Annotated in this window: 15 protein-coding genes; 8 read left to right on the top strand and 7 right to left on the bottom strand. The window is 69.0% G+C overall.

Annotated features, from left to right (window positions below; all coding sequences use genetic code 11):
* The first annotated feature begins 716 nt into the window (after window positions 1–716).
* The 4 genes from leuA to FFS10_RS09700 all read left to right on the top strand — a co-directional run bounded on the left by leuA (window position 717) and on the right by FFS10_RS09700 (window position 5,751).
* Window positions 717–2,393 (top strand): 2-isopropylmalate synthase, encoded by a 1,677-nt coding sequence (leuA, locus tag FFS10_RS09715; RefSeq protein WP_137894003.1) that lies wholly within the window; start codon window positions 717–719, stop codon window positions 2,391–2,393.
* 348 nt (window positions 2,394–2,741) lie between these two features.
* Window positions 2,742–3,587 carry an N-formylglutamate amidohydrolase gene (locus FFS10_RS09710; RefSeq protein WP_137894001.1) on the top strand — a complete coding sequence of 282 codons (846 nt, stop codon included), beginning with the start codon at window positions 2,742–2,744 and terminating at the stop codon, window positions 3,585–3,587.
* A 15-nt stretch (window positions 3,588–3,602) separates the two neighbouring features.
* Complete coding sequence (locus FFS10_RS09705; protein ID WP_137893999.1) at window positions 3,603–4,640, top strand: histone deacetylase family protein; 1,038 nt, start codon at window positions 3,603–3,605, stop codon at window positions 4,638–4,640.
* Between the two features lie 7 nt (window positions 4,641–4,647).
* Window positions 4,648–5,751: an NAD(P)/FAD-dependent oxidoreductase gene (locus FFS10_RS09700; protein ID WP_137893997.1), complete on the top strand. Its 1,104-nt coding sequence runs from the start codon at window positions 4,648–4,650 to the stop codon at window positions 5,749–5,751.
* Window positions 5,752–5,758: 7 nt separating this feature from the next.
* Here FFS10_RS09700 and FFS10_RS09695 read toward each other — a convergent pair whose 3' ends face one another.
* Both FFS10_RS09695 and FFS10_RS09690 read right to left on the bottom strand, forming a co-directional pair.
* Window positions 5,759–6,748 (bottom strand): tripartite tricarboxylate transporter substrate binding protein, encoded by a 990-nt coding sequence (locus tag FFS10_RS09695; protein WP_137893995.1) that lies wholly within the window; start codon window positions 6,746–6,748, stop codon window positions 5,759–5,761.
* Between the two features lie 83 nt (window positions 6,749–6,831).
* Window positions 6,832–7,872: a quinone-dependent dihydroorotate dehydrogenase gene (locus FFS10_RS09690; protein ID WP_137893993.1), complete on the bottom strand. Its 1,041-nt coding sequence runs from the start codon at window positions 7,870–7,872 to the stop codon at window positions 6,832–6,834.
* Between the two features lie 36 nt (window positions 7,873–7,908).
* Here FFS10_RS09690 and rpiA point away from each other — a divergent pair, with 36 nt between their 5' ends.
* Window positions 7,909–8,583: a ribose-5-phosphate isomerase RpiA gene (gene rpiA / locus FFS10_RS09685; RefSeq protein WP_137893991.1), complete on the top strand. Its 675-nt coding sequence runs from the start codon at window positions 7,909–7,911 to the stop codon at window positions 8,581–8,583.
* A 22-nt stretch (window positions 8,584–8,605) separates the two neighbouring features.
* Here rpiA and FFS10_RS09680 read toward each other — a convergent pair whose 3' ends face one another.
* The 5 genes from FFS10_RS09680 to FFS10_RS09660 all read right to left on the bottom strand — a co-directional run bounded on the left by FFS10_RS09680 (window position 8,606) and on the right by FFS10_RS09660 (window position 15,423).
* Window positions 8,606–9,241, bottom strand: a complete 636-nt coding sequence (locus FFS10_RS09680) for a glutaredoxin family protein (RefSeq protein WP_137893989.1) — start codon at window positions 9,239–9,241, stop codon at window positions 8,606–8,608.
* A 44-nt stretch (window positions 9,242–9,285) separates the two neighbouring features.
* Complete coding sequence (locus tag FFS10_RS09675) at window positions 9,286–11,316, bottom strand: M3 family metallopeptidase (protein WP_137893986.1); 2,031 nt, start codon at window positions 11,314–11,316, stop codon at window positions 9,286–9,288.
* 6 nt (window positions 11,317–11,322) lie between these two features.
* Complete coding sequence (folD, locus tag FFS10_RS09670) at window positions 11,323–12,174, bottom strand: bifunctional methylenetetrahydrofolate dehydrogenase/methenyltetrahydrofolate cyclohydrolase FolD (RefSeq protein WP_137893984.1); 852 nt, start codon at window positions 12,172–12,174, stop codon at window positions 11,323–11,325.
* A gap of 88 nt (window positions 12,175–12,262) precedes the next feature.
* Entirely contained in the window at window positions 12,263–12,889 is a 627-nt protein-coding gene (locus FFS10_RS09665) for a response regulator transcription factor (protein ID WP_137893981.1), read from the bottom strand.
* Window positions 12,886–15,423, bottom strand: coding sequence for a PAS domain-containing sensor histidine kinase (locus tag FFS10_RS09660; protein ID WP_212744112.1), 2,538 nt, complete (start codon window positions 15,421–15,423; stop codon window positions 12,886–12,888). Before FFS10_RS09660 ends, FFS10_RS09665 begins: the two co-directional genes overlap by 4 nt.
* A gap of 178 nt (window positions 15,424–15,601) precedes the next feature.
* Between FFS10_RS09660 and aceE the strand changes: the two genes are divergently transcribed.
* The 3 genes from aceE to lpdA are packed head-to-tail and all read left to right on the top strand — an operon-like array spanning window position 15,602 to window position 21,811.
* Window positions 15,602–18,319, top strand: coding sequence for a pyruvate dehydrogenase (acetyl-transferring), homodimeric type (gene aceE, locus FFS10_RS09655; protein ID WP_137893979.1), 2,718 nt, complete (start codon window positions 15,602–15,604; stop codon window positions 18,317–18,319).
* Window positions 18,320–18,340: 21 nt separating this feature from the next.
* Entirely contained in the window at window positions 18,341–19,978 is a 1,638-nt protein-coding gene (aceF, locus tag FFS10_RS09650; protein WP_137893977.1) for a dihydrolipoyllysine-residue acetyltransferase, read from the top strand.
* 12 nt (window positions 19,979–19,990) lie between these two features.
* Complete coding sequence (lpdA, locus tag FFS10_RS09645) at window positions 19,991–21,811, top strand: dihydrolipoyl dehydrogenase (RefSeq protein ID WP_137893975.1); 1,821 nt, start codon at window positions 19,991–19,993, stop codon at window positions 21,809–21,811.
* Window positions 21,812–21,915: the final 104 nt, after the last annotated feature.

Genomic DNA, 21,915 nt, shown 5'->3' with positions numbered 1-21,915 from the left:
GCCCCGGACGTCCCGGCTGCTCGCCTCGCGCCTTCTTCACCATCTGCCACCTCGTGTCCGCATGCTTCGATCAGAGCATAACGCGCGAGATGTTGTTTTCGTCTACACCCTCTCAGGGGCGCCGGCCAGATTGGCGGCGCGGTGCGCGGTCTCCAGGGCCCGCTGGCGTGCGGCACCGGCCAGGGTCGTCGAGTCAGCTGTCATGTCTTCTCCTGGATAGGGCCCTGTTCTTTGACGTTCGCATCACACGGTGCGCGTCGCGCTGGAATGCCCTTGCGGTGATTCCGGCCCCAAGAACACTGCATCGCGTCGTGAGGACGGATTGAGGCACCGGGGCCATGGCCGCGCAACGCGTTTCTGAAGTCCGTTCCGTACATCGAGCGGGGTGGGCTGGTTCGGGGGCTACGCCGGCGGGCGGGCGGGCCGCCGCGAGGCAACGCATGCAAGGCGCTGCCAGGAGCGGTCGGCCGTTGAATCCGACGCGAGGGTGCGCCGAGCACGGTTCAGGATTTCATCGTCGATTGTTTGCCCCACTAATCTCACATGTGTTAGAGTGGCCCACATGAACCGACTCGCGCTGTCCCTACTTCTATCTGCCCACGGGCGGAGACGGTAGCGCACGCGCATTCCCGTATCACGGCCCGTTTGCACCAGCAGCGGGCCGTTTTCAATTGGGGCTGCTGGTTGATCCACCCACCGCGGATACCACCATGCCGATGTTGAAGAATCCTGCCAGCAAATACCGCCCCTTTGCCCCCGTGCGCCTCACGGACCGCACCTGGCCCGACGCGGTGCTGACCAGGCCGCCCGTGTGGTGCAGCGTGGACCTGCGGGACGGCAACCAGGCCCTGATCGAGCCCATGGACATCGCGCGCAAGCTGCGCATGTTCCACACCCTGGTGGCCATCGGATTCAAGGAGATCGAGGTGGGCTTTCCCTCGTCTTCCCAGATCGAGTTCGACTTCGTGCGCAAGCTGATCGACGAGGACCTGATCCCGAGCGATGTCACGATCCAGGTGCTGACCCAGGCGCGCGAGCCGCTGATCCGCCGCACCTTCGAGGCGCTGCAGGGCGCCCGCCGCGCCATCGTCCACCTGTACAACGCCACGGCGCCCGTGATGCGCAAGGTGGTTCTGGGCCTGGACGAGGACGGCATCGTCGAGCTCGCGACCTCGCAGGCCCGGCTGTTCACGGAACTGGCGGCCCAGCAGCCGGACACCGAGTGGGTGTTCCAGTATTCGCCGGAGATGTTCTCCGGCACCGAGCTCGCCTTCGCCAAGCGCGTGGTGGATGCCGTGACCGAGGTCTGGCAGCCCACGCCCGAGCGCAAGTGCATCGTCAACCTGCCGTCGACCGTCGAGCATTCCACGCCCAACATCTTCGCCGACATGATCGAGTGGATGCACCGCCATCTGGCCCGGCGCGACAGCATCGTGCTGTCCGTGCACCCGCACAACGACCGCGGCACCGGCACGGCCGCCGGTGAGTTCGCGGTGATGGCCGGCGCCGACCGGCTGGAGGGCTGTTTGTTCGGCAATGGCGAGCGCACCGGCAACCTCGACATCGTCAACGTGGCGCTCAACCTGTACAGCCAGGGCGTGGACCCCGGCCTGGACTTCTCCGACATCGACGAGGTCCGCCGCACGGTCGAGCATTGCAACCAGCTGCCGGTGCACCCGCGCCATCCCTATGTCGGCGACCTGGTTTACACCTCCTTCTCGGGCTCGCACCAGGACGCGATCAAGAAAGCGTTTTCCGCGCGCAGGGAAGATGACGTCTGGGACATGCCCTACCTGCCGCTCGACCCCAAGGACCTGGGGCGCAGCTACGAGGCGGTGATCCGCGTCAACAGCCAGTCGGGCAAGGGCGGCATCTCCTACCTGCTGGAGGCCGAGCATGGCCTCGAGCTGCCGCGCCGCCTGCAGATCGAGTTCAGCCGGGTGGTGCAGGGCGTGATGGACACCACGGGCAAGGAGTTGAGCGCGCGGGACCTGTGGTCGCTGTTCCAGAACGAATACCGGCTGGATCAGGCCACGGTGACGCACCAGGTGATCGAGTCCGGCCCCGACGACCGGGTCACGCTGGCCGCCGATATCCGCCAGGGCGAGCAGGTGCTGGCGGTGCGCGGCAGCGGCAATGGCCCGATCGACGCCTTCGTGACGGGCCTCGGCGAGGCCCTGGGGGAGACGGTGCGCGTGCTGGACTACCACGAGCACGCCATCGCTTCCGGCGCGGATGCCCGGGCGGTGGCCTACCTGGAGCTGCGCATCGGCGAGCACACCCTGTTCGGCGTGGGCATGGACGCCAACATCGTCTCGGCCTCGCTGAAAGCGATCGTCTCCGGCCTGCTGCGCTCGGGGGTGCAGGCTGGCGCATCGGCGCAGGCGGCCTGATCGGCGTAGGGGGCAGAAGCAAGAGCCGTCTGGCTCCGCGACAAGCTACTGGCTGTCGCTCGGCGCGGTGCTCTCATGTAGGTTTCACCCGTTGTCGAGCACGGGCTGTTCACCCAAGGTCCACGCTTCTGGCCAGGATGCCGCAGTGTGATCGGAGCCCGCCTGCTCCAATTTTGCTCCACTGAACCAAAGGTAGAGGCGGGACTTGTCGGAAAAAATCAGGAAGAGCGCGTCGAGGTGCAACTCTTGAAAGCTGCGTGGCCTCGGCGAGCGGGTGCCGCCGCGAATGGCCCGGCCTCTGCCGTGGGCAGCGTCACCAGGCCGGCAGGCATGCGTCACAATGCCCACATGTCTCTCGTCACCTACCTCCCCGGCACCACGCCGCTGGTGCTGGACTCGCCGCACAGCGGCACCGACTACCCGGCCGACTTCGGCTACGCCTGCGACCCGGCGGCGCTGCGCCGCGCCGAAGACACGCATGTGGAAAAGCTCTACGGCTTTGCGCCCGATCTGGGCGTGGCTTGGATCGAGGCCCATTTTCCGCGCAGCTACCTCGACGCCAATCGCGACACGACCGAGCTCGACGTGGGCCTGCTCGATGCGCCCTGGCCGCACCCCGTGGCCACCGATCCGGTGGTGCTGTCCAAGGTGCGGCTGGGCAAGGGCCTGATCTGGCGCTGCACCGACGAAGGCCTGTCGCTGTACGCGCGCAAGCTTTCGGTGGCCGAGGTGGAGCGGCGCATTGCCCAATGCTGGCAGCCCTACCACGCGGCGGTGGCGCAGGCCATAGACGCGGCGCACGCGCGCCACGGCTACAGCATCCACATCAACTGCCATTCCATGCCTGCCGTGGCGTCCAGCCACGCGACCGACTTCCCGGGCCTGGTGCATGCCGACTTCGTGGTCGGCAACCGCGACCACAGCACGGCCAGCGCCGCGCTGCTGCGGCTGGTCGGCGAGCAGTTGCAGGCCCAGGGCTACAGCGTCTCGTACAACCATCCCTACAAAGGCGTGGAGCTGGTGCGCCGCTATGGCCAGCCGGACGCCGACCGGCACAGCATCCAGCTCGAGATCAACCGCAAGCTCTACATGGACGAGCAGACCCTGGCGCCGCATGCCGGCTTCGCGCCGCTGCAGGCCCAGTTGCGCGCGCTGGTCCAGCGGCTGCTGGTCGCCGACCCGCGCCGCCTCTGAGCCGCGCAGCGCCGCATGATCACCTTCTTCAGCGATCAGCATGGCCTGCATGCGCCTGCCGACGAGATCTTCCGCGGCGAGCGCGTGCCCTGCTTCGAGACGCCCAGCCGTGCCGAGTTCGTGCGCGAGCGGCTGCAGGCACGCGGCCACTTGCTGCGCCAGCCCGACCAGGACAGCCGGGCGGTGCTCTCCCAGGTGCACAGCCCGCGCTACCTGGGCTTTCTGGCCTCGGCCTGGGACCAGTGGCTGGCGCTCGACCCGGCCAACGGTGATCGCCAGCCCTTTCCCTCGGTCTGGCCGGTGCGCACCCTGCGCAGCGACATCGAGCCGCAGAACTTCGTCGCCCGCCTGGGCCTGTATTCGATGGACAACGGCAGTCCCCTCGTGGCCGGCACCTGGGCCGCGGCCAAGGCCGGCGCCGACGCTGCCGCCTGCGCGGCCGCCCTGCTCGCCGCGGGCGAGCGCGGCGTGTTCTGCGCCACCCGCCCGCCCGGCCACCATGCCGGGGCCGACTTCATGGGCGGCTACTGCTTCCTCAACAACGCGGCCGTGGCCGCGCAGGCGCTGCGCAACCAGGGCGCTGCGCGCGTGGCCGTGCTCGACGTGGACTACCACCACGGCAACGGCACGCAAAGCATCTTCTACGAGCGCGCCGACGTGCTGTTCGTCAGCCTGCATGGCGATCCGCGCACCGAATACCCGTTCTACCTGGGCCATGCCGACGAGACCGGGGAGGGGGCCGGCGCGGGCTTCAACCTCAACCTGCCGCTGCCGGCCGGCAGCGGCGTGGCGGCCTGGTTCGAGGCGCTGAAGGCGGCCTGCCGGCGCATCGCGCGGCACGAGGCCCAGGCCCTGGTGGTGTCGCTGGGCCTGGACGCCTACGCGGGCGATCCGATCTCCCGCTTCGCGCTGCAGGCGGGCGACTTCTCTCGCCTGGGCCAGCGCCTGGCGCGGCTGGGTCTGCCCACGGTCTTCGTGCTGGAGGGCGGCTATGCGGCGGCCGAGCTGGGCGTGAACGCGGTGAACGTGATCGAGGCTTTTGAACAGGACTGAGCAAGGCATGGAGCAGGTCGACGTGGTGGTGGTGGGCGCTGGCGTGGTGGGCCTGGCCGTGGCGCGGGCGCTGGCCCTGCAGGGGCGCGAAGTCATGGTGCTGGAGGCGGCCGACGCGATCGGCACCGGCACCAGCTCGCGCAACAGCGAGGTCATCCACGCCGGCATCTACTACCCGCAGGGCTCGCTGAAAGCGCAGCTCTGCGTGCGCGGCAAGGAGCTGCTCTACGCCTATTGCGCCGAGCGCGCCATCGCGCACCGCCGCTGCGGCAAGCTCATCGTCGCCACTAGCGAGGCCCAGCGCCCGCAGTTGGCCGAGATACGCGCCAAGGCGGCGGCCAACGGCGTGCCGGACCTGGCGCCGCTCACGCGCGAGGCGGCGCTGGCCCTGGAGCCGCAGCTCGAATGCGTGGCGGCGCTGCATTCGCCCAGCACCGGCATCGTGGACAGCCACGCGCTCATGCTCTCGCTGCTCGGCGACCTCGAACATGCGGGCGGCCTGCTGGCCCTGAACTCGCCGCTGCGCTCGGCCCGCGTGGAAGGCGCCGCGATCGTGCTGACGGCCGAGGACGGCACCGAGCTGGCCGCCCGCAGCCTGGTCAACGCCGCCGGCCTGCGTGCAACGGACCTGGCGCGGCGCTTTGCCGGCCTGGACCCGCGCCATGTGCCCAGGGCCCACTACGCCAAAGGCAATTACTTCAGCCTGTCGGGACGCTCGCCGTTCCAGCGCCTGATCTACCCCGTGCCCGAGGCGGCCGGGCTGGGCGTGCACCTGACGCTGGACCTGGGCGGCCAGGCCAAGTTCGGCCCCGACGTGCAGTGGGTGGACAGGCCCGACGACCTGGTGGTCGATCCGGCGCGCGGCCAGGCCTTCTACGCCGAGGTGCGCCGCTATTGGCCGGGCCTGCCCGACGGTGCCCTGCTGCCGGGCTATGCGGGCATCAGGCCCAAGATCAGCGGGCCGGGCCAGCCCGCCGCCGATTTCCTGATCCAGGGGCCGCGCGAGCATGGCGTGCCGGGCCTGGTCAACCTGTTCGGCATCGAGTCGCCTGGGCTGACCAGTTGCCTGGCCATCGGCGAGTATGTCGGCGAACTGCTCTCGCCGCGGTAGACAGCGCTCAGGCCGCGTCGACCTTGAGGTTCTGCGCGGCCACCACGCGCTGCCAGCCGCGGAAGTCCTGCTCGATGAAGCGCGCCAGCTGCGCTGCGGGGCCGGCGGCGGGCTCGATGGCGTCCCTGGCGAAGCGCTCGCGCACATCGGGCAGGGCAACGGCCTTGGCGACGGCGGCGTTCAGGCGCTCGAGCACCGGTGCGGGCGTGCCGCGCGGCGCCACCAGGCCGAAGTAGTTGAGCACGTTGAAGTCGGCAAAACCGGCCTCGGCCATGCCGGGCACCTCGGGCAGGGCGGGCGAGCGGCGCTCGCTGGTCACGGCCAGGGCGCGCACGCGGCCGTCGCGGACGAAGGTCGCCAGCGCCGGCACGGTGCCGGTCACCAGGTGGATCTGGCCGGCGATCATGTCCATGGTGGCCGGCGCGATGCCGCGATAGGGGATGTGGGTGATGTAGCTCTGGCTGCGGCTCTTGAGCATCTCCAGCACCAGGTGGTTGATGCCGCCCGCGCCGGCCGAGCCGTAGTTGAGGTAGCCCGGCTTCCGCCTGGCCAGCGCCACCAGCTCGCGCAGGCTGTGGACTGGCAGGTCCTTGTTGACGGCCCAGAGCAGGGGGCCGCTGGCGATCATGCCGACCGGGGCGAAATGGCGCACCGGGTCGTAGCCCGCGCCGGGCAGGGCGGCCGGCACCGTGGTGAAGGGGGCGGCGACCAGCAGCAGGGTGTGGCCGTCGGCCGGGCTTTGCGCGACGTGCTGCGTGCCGATCGCGCCCGAGGCGCCGGCGCGGTTGTCGACCACGACCGGGTTGTCCAGCAGCTCGGCCAGCTTCTGCGCCATCAGGCGGCCCACGGCGTCGGTGCCCGCGCCGGGTGCGAAGGGCACGACGATGCGTATGGGCTTGTCGGGCCAGCCCTGGGCCCGCAGGGGCGCGCTGGACAGGGCGGCGAGGCTGGCAGCGGTGGCCAGCAGGGCCTGGCGACGGTTCGGGTGATGGTGCATGGCGGCTCTCGGACGGTGGGTTGCGGCCAGCAGCTTAGCCTGCAGTTGTGTCAGCCGGGTTGCATTCGCGTGACGGCGGGATGTCAGCGCAGCCGCTTCAGGGCCAGCGCCGCCTGGCGGACCAGCTCCGGGCCCTTGTAAATCAGGCCGGTGTAGATCTGCACCAGGTCGGCGCCGGCTTCGATCTTGCTCACCGCGTCCTCGGCGCTCAGGATGCCGCCGACGCCGATGATGGGGAAGCCTGGGCCGAGCGCGGCGCGCAGCTGGCGGATCACGCGGTTGCTGGCTTCCAGCACCGGGGCGCCGCTCAGGCCCCCGGCCTCGCCGGCATGCGCCAGGCCCTGCACCGCCTCGCGCGAGAGCGTGGTGTTGGTGGCGATGACGCCGTCCATGCCATGGCGCTGGAGCGTGGCGGCGATCACGCCGACCTGGGCCTCGTCGAGGTCCGGTGCGATCTTCACGAAGATCGGCACCTTGCGGCCATGCTGGACGGCCAGTGCGGCGCGGCGCTCGGCGATGGCGCCGAGCAGGCCGTCCAGCGCCGCGTCGCTCTGCAGGCTGCGCAGGTTCTGGGTGTTGGGGCTGGAGATGTTGACCGTCACGTAGTCGGCGTGCGGGTAGACGCCTTCCAGGGCGCACAGGTAGTCGCTGGTCGCCTCTTCGATCGCCGTGGCCGCGTTCTTGCCGATGTTCAGGCCCAGGATGCGTCCCTTCTGCCGGAAGCTCGATCGCTTGACATTGGCGACGAAGGCGTCCAGCCCGTCGTTGTTGAAGCCCAGGCGGTTGATCAGGGCCTGGGCCTCGGGCAGGCGGAACATGCGCGGCTTGGGGTTGCCGGGCTGGGGCTTGGGCGTGACGGTGCCGACCTCGACGAAGCCGAAGCCCATGGCGCCCAGGCCATCGATGCAGCGCGCGTTCTTGTCCAGGCCGGCGGCCAGGCCCACGCGGTTGGGAAAACGCAGGCCGGCCAGGGTGACGGGGTCGTCGACCAAGCCGCTGCACCAGGCCCAGGCCAGCGGCGTGCCCTGGGCCCGCGCCAGCGCGTTCATGGTCAGTTCGTGGGCGGTTTCGGGATCCAGGCCGAACAGAAAGGGGCGGGCGAGGGCGTAGGGCAGGAGGGACATTGGATAATTCTTGGAAACTTCCCTGGATTGTCTCAAATGACCCAAGACGAACTCAAAGCCCTGGTCGGCCAGGCCGCCCTCCAATACGTCGTGCCCGGCGAAATCGTGGGGGTGGGCACCGGCTCCACCGTCAACTTCTTTCTCGACGCCCTGGCCACGGTGCGCGACACCATCAAGGGCGCGGTCTCGAGCTCCGAGGCCTCGACCGCGCGCCTGAAGGCGATCGGCATCCCGGTGTTCGACTGCAACGAGGTGGGCGAGCTGGCGGTCTACATTGACGGCGCCGACGAGATCGACTCTCGCGGCTACATGGTCAAGGGCGGCGGCGCGGCGCTCACGCGCGAGAAGATCGTGGCTGCGCAGTCGCGCCTCTTCGTCTGCATCGCCGACGCCTCCAAGCTGGTCGAGACCCTGGGCGCCTTTCCGCTGCCGGTGGAAGTCATTCCCATGGCGGCGCAGCGCGTGGCGCGCCAGTTCGCGGCCCTGGGCGGCCAGGCCCGGCTGCGCCTGAAGGACGGCCAGCCGCTGGTGACCGACAACGGCCAGCAGATCCTGGACGTGACCGGGCTGGCCATCACCGACCCGCTGGCCTTCGAGTCCGAGGTCAACCAGTGGCCCGGCGTGGTCACGGTGGGCGTGTTCGCGCACCAGAAGGCCGGCGTCTGCCTGCTGGGCACCGACAGCGGCGTGCGGACGCTGGAGTTTCGCTGAAGGGCCGGCGTCCGGCCCGGCTTCAGAAGCGGATGCCGGCCGGGTTGGCGGGGGCCTGCGTGGCAGGCGCCGCCCGGGCCGGCGCGGATGCCGCGGCCTCGGGCGCCGCGGCCGCTTCGGCCGGACGCTGCAGCGTCACGAGGGGCGTGGCGGCCGGTGCACGGTAGCCGCGCGGCAGCTGCGATGTCTTCGGGTAGCCGGCCGCGTCGAGGAACTGCCCCCATTCGGCGTCCGAAAAGCCCTTGAGCTGCTGCGCCCCTATGGTCAGCAGCGGCAGGCCGTTGCCGCCGCTCAGGCGCTGCAAGGCTTCCTGGTCATCGGGCGTGGTCACGGTCTTCTCGCTGAACGGGACGCCCCGGCCAGTCAGATAGGCACGGCCGCTGCCGCAGGGAGTGCAGTTGTCGCCGGTGTAGAGCGTGACCGGGTAGCGGCTCGCGACCTGGCGCAATTCGTAGGGCAGGGCGGCCGTGCCGCCGCCCTCGGCGGCGGGGGCCGGGGCCACGGCCTTGGCTGCCGGCGGGGGCTTGTCGGAGAAGGTCACGCGGCCGTCCGGGCCGACGCTGCGGTAGACCGGCTGGGCCTGCAAGCCGCTCAGCGCCAGACCCAGGAAGGTGGCGGCGAGGCTGGCGATCAGGCGTGGGACATGGCGCTGCTTCATTCTGTGCTCCCCTTTCTTGTGCTCCGTGCGGGTGGTCCGGTGGTTCAGGCCATGCCCTGGTGGCGCAGCAGCGCGTCCAGGCTGGGCTCGCGGCCGCGGAAGGCCTTGAACGACGCCATGGCGGGGCGGCTGCCGCCGGCCTCGAGGATTTCCTTGCGGTAGCGGCGGCCGGTGGCCACGCTGGGCAGGCCGCCCTGGCCGGCGCTTTCCTCGAAGGCCGCGTAGGCATCGGCGCTCAGTACCTCGGCCCATTTGTAGCTGTAGTAGCCGGCCGCGTAGCCGCCGGCGAAGATGTGGCTGAAGGTGTGGGCCGTGCGGCTCCAGGCCGGCGGCTGCAGCACGGCCACCTCGGCGCGTACCAGGTCCAAGAGCGGCATGAAGTCCTGCGCCGGGTCGTGCTCGGTGTGCAGCAGCATGTCGAACAGCGCGAACTCGATCTGCCTGAGCGTCTGCAGGCCGCTCTGGAAGTTCTTGGCGGCGACCATCTTGTCGAACAGCGCGCGCGGCAGGGGCTCGCCGGTGTCGACATGGGCGGTCATGTGCCTGAGCACCTCCCATTCCCAGCAGAAGTTCTCCATGAACTGGCTGGGCAGCTCGACCGCGTCCCATTCCACGCCGCTGATGCCCGAGACGTCGCGCTCGTTGACCTGGGTCAGCAGGTGGTGCAGGCCGTGGCCGCATTCGTGGAACAGGGTGATGACGTCGTCGTGCGTGAGCAGGGCGGGCTTGCCGTCCACGCCCTCGGCGAAGTTGCAGACCAGGTGCGCCACCGGGGTCTGCAGCTGGCCGGTGTCGGGCCTCAGCCAGCGTGCGCGCACATCGTCCATCCAGGCGCCGCCGCGCTTGCCGGTGCGCGCGGGCTGGTCGAGGTAGAACTGGCCCACCAACTGGCCCTGACGCTCGATGCGGTAGAACTCGACGGCCGGGTGCCAGGCCGGCGCGCTGTCGCGCCGGATGCCGACCTCGAACAGGGTTTCGATGATGAGGAACAGGCCGGCCAGCACCTTGGGCGCGGTGAAGTAGGGCTTGACCTCCTGCTCGCTGAAGCTGTAGCGCGCCTCCTTGAGCTTTTCGCCGAGGTAGGGCCAGTCCCAGGGCTGCGGGTCGGCCAGGCCGAACTGCTGCGCGGCGAAGGCGCGCAGGTCGGCCACGTCCTTCTCGGCGTGGGGACGGGCGCGCGCGGCGAGGTCGCGCAGGAAGGCGATGACCTGCTGCGGCGACTCGGCCATCTTGGGCACGACCGAGACCTCGCCGAAGTTGACGTAGCCCAGCAGTTGCGCCTCCTCCTGGCGCAGGGCCAGGATCTCGCGGATCAGGGCGCTGTTGTCGAAGCGGGCCACCTCACCCTCGGCCTGGTCGGAGGCGCGGGTGACATAGGCGCGGTAGAGTTTCTCGCGCAGGGCGCTGCTGCGCGCGAACTGCATCACCGGCAGGTAGCAGGGCATCTTGAGCGTCAGCTTGTGGCCCTCTTTCCCCTCGGCTTGGGCGGCCGCCCGCGCGGCCTGCTGCACGTCCTCGGGCACGCCCTCGAGCTCCTCGGCCGTGGCGTAGTAAGCGAAGGCATCGGTGGCGTCGAGCGCGTTCTCGCTGAACTTCTGGCTCAGCTCGGCCTGGCGTTCCTGGATCTGCGCGAAGCGCGCCTTGCCCTCGCCCTGCAGCTCGGCGCCGCCGAGCACGAAGTTGCGCACCGCGTTCTTGTGCGCCTGGCGCTGCTCCTCGTTCAGCGTGGCGGCGTCGATGGCCTTGTACTTGGCGTACAGGCGCTCGTCCGCGCCCAGGCGGGTCCAGAACTCGGTGACCTTGGGCAGGGCGGCGTTGAAGGCGGCGCGCAGCTCGGGAGTGTCGGCCACGCTGTTGAGGTGGCTGACCACGCCCCAGGCCCGGCCCAGCCTCTCGGTGGCCACGTCGAGCCGCTGCGCGATCGCGCTCCAGCTGGCCGGGAACTGGGGCGCCGTCACGGCCTCGAGCGCGGCATCGGCCTCGGCCAGCAACTGCTCGACCGCGGGGGCCACATGCTCGGGCCGCACGCGGTCGAAGGGCGGCAGGCCGGAAAATTCGAGGAGAGGATTGCTCATGGTGGCTCAGCGAGCGGCCCGCTCGGCCGCCTCCAGGGTGTTGACCAGCAGCATGGTAATGGTCATCGGGCCGACCCCGCCCGGCACGGGGGTGATCCAGCCGGCGACTGCCTTGACGGCGTCGAAGTCCACGTCGCCGCAGAGCTTGCCGTGGTCGTCGCGGTTCATGCCCACGTCCAGCACCACGGCGCCGGGCTTGACCATGTCGGCGGTCAGCACCTTGCGCTTGCCGACGGCGGCCACGATCACGTCGGCCTGCAGGGTCTGGGCCTTGAGGTCGCGCGTGGCGCTGTGGCAGATGGTCACGGTGGCGTTCTGCTGCAGCAGCATCAGCGCCATGGGCTTGCCGACGATGTTGCTGCGGCCGATCACCACGGCGTGCTTGCCCTTGAGCTCGTAGCCTATGGACTCCAGCATCTTCATGCAGCCGTAGGGCGTGCAAGGCCAGAAGCCGGGCAGGCCGGTCATCAGCGCGCCGGCGCTGGCGATGTGGAAGCCGTCCACGTCCTTGGCCGGGGCGATGGCCTCGATGACCTTCTGCCCGTCCATGTGCTTGGGCAGGGGCAGCTGCACCAGGATGCCGTGGATAGCCGGGTCGTGGTTCAGCGCCGCCACGCGCGCCAGCAGCTCGGCCTCGGTCAGGTTCTCGGGGTATTGCTCGAGCACCGAGTGCAGGCCGGCGTCATGGCAGGCCTTGACCTTGTTGCGCACGTAGACCTGGGAGGCCGGGTTGTCGCCGACCAGGATCACGGCCAGGCCGGGCGTGGTGCCGCGCGCCTTGAGCGCGGCCGCGCGCTCGGCGACTTCGGTGCGCAGGTGGCGGGAGAGAGCGTTGCCGTCTATGAGTTGGGCGGTCATTGTCGATTTGATTCTGTGCAGGCTGTTGAATTGAAAACGCCCGCTAGTTCTTGAACTACGGGCGTATGTCGCGCTTGAAATGCAGGCGTCAGCTTTTCGGTGCGTTCTGCCCCAGGGCGATCTTGAGCAGGTCGGCGACCGTGTTGGCGTTGAGCTTTTCCATGATGTTGGCGCGGTGCGCCTCCACCGTCTTGATGCTGATGCCCAGGTCGTCGGCAATCTGCTTGTTCAGGCGGCCGGCGACGATGCGTTCGAGCACCTGGGCCTCGCGCCCGGTCAGCTTGGACAGCAGGGCGTCCCGGCTGGCGGCCTGCTGGTATTCGGCGAAGGACTCGCGCGCGTGCTCGAGCATGCGCTCGACCAGGCCGACCAGCTCGTCTTCCTTGAAGGGCTTCTGGATGAAGTCCATGGCGCCCTTCTTCATGGTGTTGACGGCCATGGGCACGTCGCCATGGCCGGTGATGAAGACGATGGGCAGCGGGGACTTGCGCTCGAGCAGGCGGTCCTGCAGCTCCAGGCCGGTCATGCCGCCCATGCGGATGTCGACGATCAGGCAGGCCACCTCGCGCACGTCGTAGCGGCTGAGGAAAGACTCGGCCGAGTCGAAGCAGCGCACGCGGTAATCCTTGCCTTCGAGCAGCCACTGCAGGGAGTCGCGGACGGCCTCGTCGTCGTCCACCACGTAGACGGTGCCCTTTTTAGGAATCAAGCTCATGCAGTCACCCCGGAATCCTTGCGTACTTCAGAGGGGGCCGTGTCGGACAAGGGTATCCAGAAAGAGAAACGGCAGCCCATCACCTCGGGGCCATTGTAGAGGTTCTCCGCCGTGATCCGCCCCTGGTGGGACTCGACGATGCTGCGGCACAGGTTCAGGCCTATGCCCATGCCCTCGGCCTTGGTCGAGAAAAAGGCTTCGTACAGCCGCTCCATGACCTCGGGCGCCAGGCCCTTGCCGGTGTCGGTCACGGTGAACAGCACCGCGGGCTGGCCATCGACCTGCTTGGGCACCACGCGCAGCTCGACATTGCGCCGCGCTGGCGGGCGCTGCGCCGCGTCGATCGATTCGGCGGCGTTCTTCATCAGGTTGACCAGCACCTGCTCGATCAGGATGGGGTCGACGCGCAGCGTGGGCAGGCGCGCGGCCACGTAGTGCGTGAGGCGCACCTGGCGCCGGCGCAGCTCGATCTCGGCCAGTTCCACCGCCTCGGCCACCATGGTGGCGACGTCCGAGGGCGTGCGATTGGGCTCGCTGCGCTTCACGAAGGAGCGTATGCGCTGGATGATCTGGCCGGCGCGCTGGGCCTGGCGGGCGGTCTTCTCGAGCGCGCCCAGCAGGTCCTCCTCGGTGATCTGCTGGTTGCGGATGCGCGAGACCATGCCGTTGCAGTAGTTGCTGATCGCGGTCAGCGGCTGGTTCAGCTCGTGGGCCACGCTGGAGGCCATCTCGCCCATGGTGATCAGCCGGCTGGCCGACTGCGCGCGCTCGGCCTGGGCCGCCGCCAATTCCTCGGCATGCCGGCGCGACGTGATGTCGGTGGCGATCACCATCTGCGCCAGGCGCCCGTCGACCCAGTTCAGGTAGCGCGAACGCACCTCCAGCCACTTGCCCAGCGCGGGCACGAAGATCTCGGCATGCTCTGATTGGGCCGTGGTCAGGGCGCCCGTGGGCAGGCCGGCATAGCCGTCCACGTCGTCCAGTCCCTCGTGCGGCATGCGTGCCTCGGGCACGCCGGCCTGCTGCACCATCTGCAGGTGGCCGACGGCCTGCACGCCGAACCACAGGCGGTAGAGCTTGTTGGCAAACAGCAGCTCCTCGCTGCCCAGGGGCGCCACCGAGACCGAGGCGTCCAGCGCCTCCAGCACCGTGGTGAAGCGCTCGTGCGAGGCCTGCAACTGCTCGCGGATGCGATTCGGCTCGGTGATGTCGGTCATCGAGGTCACCCAACCGGTCTGCTTGCCCACCGCGTCGATCAGCGGCGAGACATAGAGCCGCGCGTCGAACAAGGTGCCGTCCTTGCGCTTGACGCGCACCTGGAAGCCCCCGGGCGTGGTGCGGCCGCCGATCTCGTCCTCCAGCCTTGCGGTCAGCAGGTCGCGGTCCTCGTCGGGCCAGTAGGGGAAGGGGGCCGTGCGGCCCACCAGCTCGCTCTCGCTCCAGCTGGTCATCTGGCAGAAGGCGGCGTTGACGTAGGTGATGCGCCCCTGCAGGTCGAGCGCGCGCATGCCGGTCAGCATGGAGTTCTCCATGGCGCGGCGGAAGTTGGTCTCGGCCACCAGGGCCTGCTGCGCCTGCATGCGCCGGCGCGTGTGGCGCCAGTTGGCGATCAGCATCCAGGCGGTCATGACGCTGAGCGTGCTGACCAGCCAGAACAGGCCGCTGCCGATCACGCCCAGCGAGGTGCGCCAGGCCTGGGCGCGCAGGATCAGGCTGTTGCCCACCGGCGAAACCGGCACCTCGTACTCGTTGGCCGTGAAGGTCCAGGGCAGCAGATCCAGCGCCTTGGCGCGCTTGGGGATGGACTGGCCGGCCAGCAGGCTGGCCTTGTCGTCGACCAGGGCCACCGCGTACTTGGCCAGCACCTCGGTCGGCACGCCGTAGCGCAGCAGGCCGTCGATCGAGTATTCGCCCAGGATCACGCCCGAAAAGCGCCCCTGCTCGGACAGCGGGCTGTGCAGCTGCAGCAGGGGCAGGGTGCCGGCCGGGGCCGCGGGCAGGGCGTAGACCGGTTGCAGCAGGTCGCGCGCCAGGCCGTAGCTGGCCTCGGTCTCGCCGATGCGCAGCACGTCGCCGGCCACCCATTGCTGGGAGGCGATCACGCTGGGGGCGGCCTGGCTGGCAATGATCTTGCGGCGCTCGTCGATCCAGGTGATGGCCTGCAGCTCGGGGTATTGCGCGACCAGGGACTCGGCGCGGCCCATGAACTGCTCGGGATCGACCTCCTTGTTGGAAATGTCGCGCGCCAGGCGCATCAGCTGCTCCTGGCGCTCGAGCAAGCGCAGGCGCAGGCGCTGCTGCGCGTACTCGACGTCGCGCTTGACGGCCTCCTGCTCGCGTTCGATCTCCTCGGCGCGCAGGTACCAGAAGGCCGTGGCGATGGCGGCCATGAACAGCACCACGGCGGCCAGCGGGGCCAGCATGGCGAAGCGGTCCTGGCGGGTGGGTGTCTGGCGGCGCCACCAGCGGCGCCACCATCCCAGCGGTTCGACGCCGGTACTGCGGGCGTCCGTCGTTGCGGGGCGTACTTCCATGCCTGCAAGTGTAGGTGAGCGCCCGCAGGCGGGCCCTGCTTGCAACGGAACCCGGACAGTTTTTACGCGCTTAAAAAATCCATAATATGAAAATGACTGGCACTATTTGAAATACGCGAGGAATTATGAGAAACTCCGCGCACCGCTTAAATTACGCCACAAACCCTCAGGAGACGCCATGTCAGCCTTACCCAGTCAGCCCTTCGGTGCCGCAGCCAACGACGCGGACAGCCAGGAAACCCGCGAATGGAAAGACGCCCTGTCTGCCGTGATCGAACAGGAGGGCGGCGAGCGCGCGCATTTCCTGCTCGAGCAACTGCTCGAACACGCGCGTGAGAACAGCATCGACATGCCGTTCTCGGCCAACACCGGCTACGTGAACACCATCGAGCCGGACCAGGAAGAGCGCTGCCCGGGCAACATCGAGATCGAGGAGCGCCTGCGCGCCTACATGCGCTGGAACGCCATGGCCATGGTGGTCAAGGCCAACCGCCACAACCCGGCCGACGGCGGCGACCTCGGCGGCCACATCGGCTCCTTCGCTTCGCTGGCCCACATGTTCGGCGCCGGCTTCAACCATTTCTGGCACGCCGAGAGCGAGAACCACGGCGGCGACTGCCTCTACATCCAGGGCCACGTGTCGCCCGGCGTCTACGCGCGCGCCTACCTCGAAGGCCGCCTGAGCGAGGAGCAGCTGCTCAACTTCCGCCAGGAGGTCGATGGCAAGGGCCTGTCGAGCTACCCGCACCCCAAGCTGATGCCCGAGTTCTGGCAGTTCCCCACGGTGTCCATGGGACTGGGCCCGCTGATGGCCATCTACCAGGCGCGCTTCCTGAAGTACCTGCACGCGCGCGGCATCGCCAACACCGAGAACCGCAAGGTCTGGGTGTTCTGCGGCGACGGCGAGATGGACGAGGTGGAAAGCCTGGGCGCGATCGGCCTGGCCGCGCGCGAGAACCTGGACAACCTGATCTTCGTGATCAACTGCAACCTGCAGCGCCTGGACGGCCCGGTGCGCGGCAACGGCAAGATCATCCAGGAGCTCGAGGGCGAGTTCCGCGGCGCGGGCTGGAACGTGATCAAGCTGCTGTGGGGCAGCGAATGGGATCCGCTGCTGGCGCGCGACAAGGACGGCGCGCTGCGCAAGATCATGATGGACACCCTGGACGGCGACTACCAGGCTTTCAAGGCCAACGACGGCGCCTACGTGCGCAAGCATTTCTTCGGCCGCGACCCGCGCACGCTGGAGATGGTTGCCAAGATGAGCGACGAGGACATCTGGAAGCTGCGCCGCGGCGGCCACGACCCGCAGAAGGTCTATGCGGCCTACCACCAGGCGGTCAACCACAAGGGCCAGCCCACGGTGCTGCTGATCAAGACCGTCAAGGGCTACGGCATGGGCAAGGCCGGCGAGGGCAAGAACACCGTGCACCAGACCAAGAAGCTGACCGACGAGGACATCAAGATCTTCCGCGACCGCTTCAATATCCCTATCCCCGACAGCGAGCTGGCCAAGATCCCGTTCTACAAGCCGGCCGACGACACGCCGGAGATGAAGTACCTGCACGAGCGCCGCAAGGCCCTGGGCGGCTACCTGCCGCACCGCCGCACCAAGGCCGAGGAAAACTTCACCGTGCCCGCGCTCGAGACCTTCAAGGCGGTGCTGGAGCCCACGGCCGAGGGCCGCGAGATCTCGACCACCCAGGCCTATGTGCGCTTCCTCACGCAGCTGCTGCGCGACCAGGCCCTGGGCCCGCGCGTGGTGCCCATCCTGGTCGACGAGGCGCGCACCTTCGGCATGGAAGGCCTGTTCCGCCAGGTCGGCATCTACAACCCGGCGGGCCAGCAGTACACCCCGGTCGACAAGGACCAGGTGATGTACTACAAGGAGGACAAGGCCGGCCAGATCCTGCAGGAAGGCATCAACGAAGCCGGCGGCATGAGCAGCTGGATCGCGGCCGCGACGAGCTACAGCACCAGCAACCGCATCATGGTGCCGTTCTACGTCTACTATTCGATGTTCGGCTTCCAGCGCATCGGCGACCTGGCCTGGGCCGCCGGCGACATGCAGGCGCGCGGCTTCCTGCTGGGCGGCACCTCGGGGCGCACCACGCTCAACGGCGAGGGCCTGCAGCACGAGGACGGCCACAGCCACATCCTGGCCGGCACCATCCCCAACTGCGTCAGCTACGACCCGACCTTTGCGCACGAGGTCGGCGTGATCCTGCACCATGGCTTGAAGCGCATGGTCGAGAAGCAGGACAACGTCTTCTACTACCTGACCCTGCTCAACGAGAACTACGCCATGCCGGGCCTCACGGCCGGCACCGAGGAGCAGATCATCAAGGGCATGTACCTGTGCAAGCCCGCGGTGCTCAAGGCCAAGGCCAAGACCCCGCAGGTCCAGCTGCTGGGCTCGGGCACCATCCTGCGCGAGTCCATCGCTGCCCAGGAGCTGCTGGAGCAGGACTGGGGCGTGGCCGCCAGCGTCTGGAGCTGCCCGAGCTTCAACGAGCTCACGCGTGACGGCCAGGATGCCGAGCGCTGGAACCTGCTGCACCCGCTGGAGACGCAGCGCGTGCCCTTCGTGGCGCAGCAGCTGGAAAAGCACGAGGGCCCGGTGGTCGCCTCGACCGACTACATGAAGGCCTATGCCGAGCAGATCCGCCCCTTCATGCCCAAGGGCCGCAACTACAAGGTGCTGGGCACCGACGGCTTCGGCCGCAGCGATTTCCGCGGCAAGCTGCGCGAGCATTTCGAGGTGAACCGCCACTACATCGTGGTCGCCGCCCTGCGCGCCCTGGCCGAAGAGGGCAGCGTGCCCATGGCCAAGGTCGCCGAGGCGATCAAGAAGTACGACATCAAGGCCGACAAGGTCAACCCGCTGTACGCCTGACAAGAACGACGGAGAACAAACATGGCATTGGTAGAAGTGAAGGTCCCCGACATCGGGGACTTCGATGAAGTCGCGGTCATCGAATTGCTGGTCAAGCCCGGCGACAGCGTGAAGGCCGAGCAGTCGCTGATCACGGTGGAGTCCGACAAGGCCTCGATGGAGATTCCCTCGTCCACCGCCGGCGTGGTCAAGGAGCTCAAGCTCAAGCTGGGCGACAAGGTCAAGCAGGGCTCGGTGGTGCTGGTGCTGGAGGCCGAAGGTGCCGCCGCGCCGGCCGCCGCAGCGGCCCCGGCGCCTGCCGCCGCTGCGGCAGCGCCTGCGCCTGCGCCGGCCCCCGTGGCCGCTGCCGCCGCCACCGGCCCGGTCGAGGTGCGCGTGCCCGACATCGGCGACTTCAAGGACGTCGCCGTGATCGAGGTCTTCGTCAAGCCCGGCGACGCCATCAAGCTCGAGCAGAGCCTGATCACTGTCGAATCCGACAAGGCCTCGATGGAGATCCCCTCGTCGGCCGCTGGCGTGCTCAAGGAGCTCAAGGTCAAGATCGGCGACAAGATCAACATCGGTGACCTGCTGGCCGTGCTCGAGGGCAGCGCCGCCCCGGCCGCGCCCGCGGTGGCCGCCGCTGCGGCGCCTGCTCCGGCGGCCGCCAGCGTGCCCGCCAGCCCGGCGCCTGTGGCGGCCCCCGCCGCCGCCCTGCCGGCCCACCAGCCCACCGGCGCGCCGGTCGGCCTGCCGCACGCCTCGCCCTCGGTGCGCAAGTTCGCGCGCGAGCTCGGTGTGCCGCTGGAGGAGGTCAAGGGCAGCGGCCTCAAGGGCCGCATCACCCAGGACGACGTGCAGGGCTTTACCCGCGCCGTGATGGCCGGCGCCCAGCAGACCAAGGCCCAGGCCGCCAAGGCCCCGGCCGGCGGCGGCGACGGTGCCGGCCTGGGCCTGATCCCCTGGCCCAAGGTCGACTTCGCCAAGTTCGGCCCCATAGAGCGCAAGGAGCTGGGCCGCATCAAGAAGATCAGCGGCGCCAACCTGCTGCGCAACGCCGTGATGATCCCGGCCGTCACCAACCACGACGACGCCGACATCACCGAGCTCGAGGCCTTCCGTGTCTCGACCAACAAGGAGAACGAGAAGTCCGGCGTCAAGGTCACCATGCTGGCCTTCCTGATCAAGGCCTGCGTGGCCGCGCTCAAGAAGTTCCCCGAGTTCAACAGCTCGCTGGACGGCGACGCCCTGGTCTACAAGCAGTACTGGCACATCGGCTTTGCCGCCGACACGCCCAACGGCCTGGTCGTTCCCGTGATCAAGGACGCCGACAAGAAGGGCATCCTCGCGATCAGCCAGGAGATGTCCGAGCTGGCCAAGAAGGCGCGCGACGGCAAGCTGGGGCCGGCCGACATGAGCGGCGCCACCTTCACCATCTCCAGCCTGGGCGGCATCGGCGGGCGTTACTTCACGCCCATCATCAACGCGCCCGAGGTCGCCATCCTGGGGGTCTGCAAGTCCACCATGGAGCCGGTCTGGGACGGCAAGCAGTTCCAGCCGCGCCTGATGCTGCCGCTGTCGCTGACCTGGGATCACCGCGTGATCGACGGCGCCGCCGCCGCGCGCTTCAACGCCTACCTGGGCCAGATCCTTGGCGACTTCCGCCGTGTGCTGCTGTAAAGGGACCGCAACATGGCACTGATTGACATCAAGGTTCCCGACATCGGCGATTTCTCCGAAGTTGCCGTCATCGAGTTGCTGGTCAAGCCCGGCGACACCATCAAGGCCGAGCAGAGCCTGGTCACCGTCGAGTCCGACAAGGCCTCGATGGAGATCCCCTCCAGCCATGCCGGCGTGGTCAAGGAGCTCAGGATCAAGCTGGGCGACAAGGTCAGCGAAGGCTCGGTGCTGCTGACGCTGGAGGCGGCCGAAGGCGGCGCTGCGGCGCCTGCACCGGCGCCGGCCGCTGCACCCGCGGCGGCTGCTCCGGCCCCCGCCGCGGCGGCCCCGGCCCCCGTCGCCGCCAGCTTCGGCGGCCAGGCCGACCTCGAGTGCGACGTGCTCGTGCTCGGTGCCGGCCCCGGCGGCTACTCGGCCGCCTTCCGCGCCGCCGACTTGGGTCTGAAGGTGGTGCTGGTCGAGCGCTACGCCACCCTGGGCGGCGTGTGCCTGAACGTGGGCTGTATCCCTTCCAAGGCCCTGCTGCACGTGGCCGCCGTGATGGACGAGGTCGGCCACATGGCCGACCTCGGCGTCGACTTCGGCGCGCCCAAGCTCGACGTCGACAAGCTGCGCGGCCACAAGGAAAAGGTCATCTCCAAGCTGACCGGCGGCCTGGCCGCCATGGCCAAGATGCGCAAGGTGACGGTGGTGCGCGGCTACGGCGCCTTCGCCGGTGCCAACCATGTCGAGGTCGAGGAGACCGGCGGCACGGCGCAGGAGAAGACCGGCAAGAAGCAGGTCATCGCGTTCAAGCGCTGCATCATCGCCGCCGGCTCGCAGGCCGTGCGCCTGCCCTTCATGCCGCAGGACCCGCGCGTGGTGGACTCCACCGGCGCGCTGGCCCTGCAGGGCGTGCCCAAGAAGATGCTCATCGTCGGCGGCGGCATCATCGGCCTGGAGATGGGCACGGTCTACAGCACGCTGGGCGCGCGCCTGGACGTGGTCGAGATGCTGGACGGGCTGATGCAGGGCGCCGACCGGGATCTGGTCAAGGTCTGGCAGAAGATGAACCAGCACCGCTTCGACAACATCATGCTCAAGACCAAGACCGTGGGCGCGCAGGCCACGCCCGAGGGCATCAAGGTGCAGTTCGAAGGCCTGGACGGCAGCAAGAGCGAGGGCACCTACGACTTGGTGCTGCAGGCCGTGGGCCGCACGCCCAACGGCAAGAAGATCGCCGCCGACAAGGCCGGCGTGGCCGTCACCGACCGTGGTTTCATCGACGTCGACATCCAGATGCGCACCAACGTGCCGCACATCTTCGCCATCGGCGACATCGTGGGCCAGCCCATGCTGGCGCACAAGGCGGTGCACGAGGCGCATGTGGCGGCGGAGGTGATCGCCGGCGAACTGCAGGGCAACCAGGAGCTGGCCTCGGCCGCCTTCAACGCCCGCGTGATCCCCAGCGTGGCCTACACCGACCCCGAGGTGGCCTGGGTGGGCCTGACCGAGGACCAGGCCAAGGCGCAGGGCATCAAGGTCAAGAAGGGCCTGTTCCCCTGGACGGCCTCGGGCCGCGCCATCGCCAACGGGCGCGACGAGGGCTACACCAAGCTGCTGTTCGACGACAGCCCCGAGGCCCATGGCCACGGCAAGATCCTGGGTGGCGGCATCGTGGGCACCCATGCCGGCGACATGATCGGTGAGATCGCGCTGGCCATCGAGATGGGCGCCGACGCGGTGGACATCGGCAAGACCATCCACCCGCACCCCACGCTGGGCGAGAGCATAGGCATGGCGGCCGAGGTGGCCCACGGCAGCTGCACGGACCTGCCGCCGGCGCGCAAGTAAGCCGCGTCCTCAGCCGGCTCGCAAAGCCCGGACCTTCGCAGGTCCGGGCTTTTTTGTCGCCTGCGCCGAGCGGGCGCAGCACCCGCCATGCCGCATCATCGGGG

The sequence above is a fragment of the Ramlibacter sp. 2FC genome, assembly GCF_005503345.1.
Lineage (GTDB): Bacteria > Pseudomonadota > Gammaproteobacteria > Burkholderiales > Burkholderiaceae_C > SCMQ01.
The sequence above is the reverse complement of the archived record's forward strand: the minus strand, read 5'-3'. Positions and strand labels throughout refer to the sequence as shown.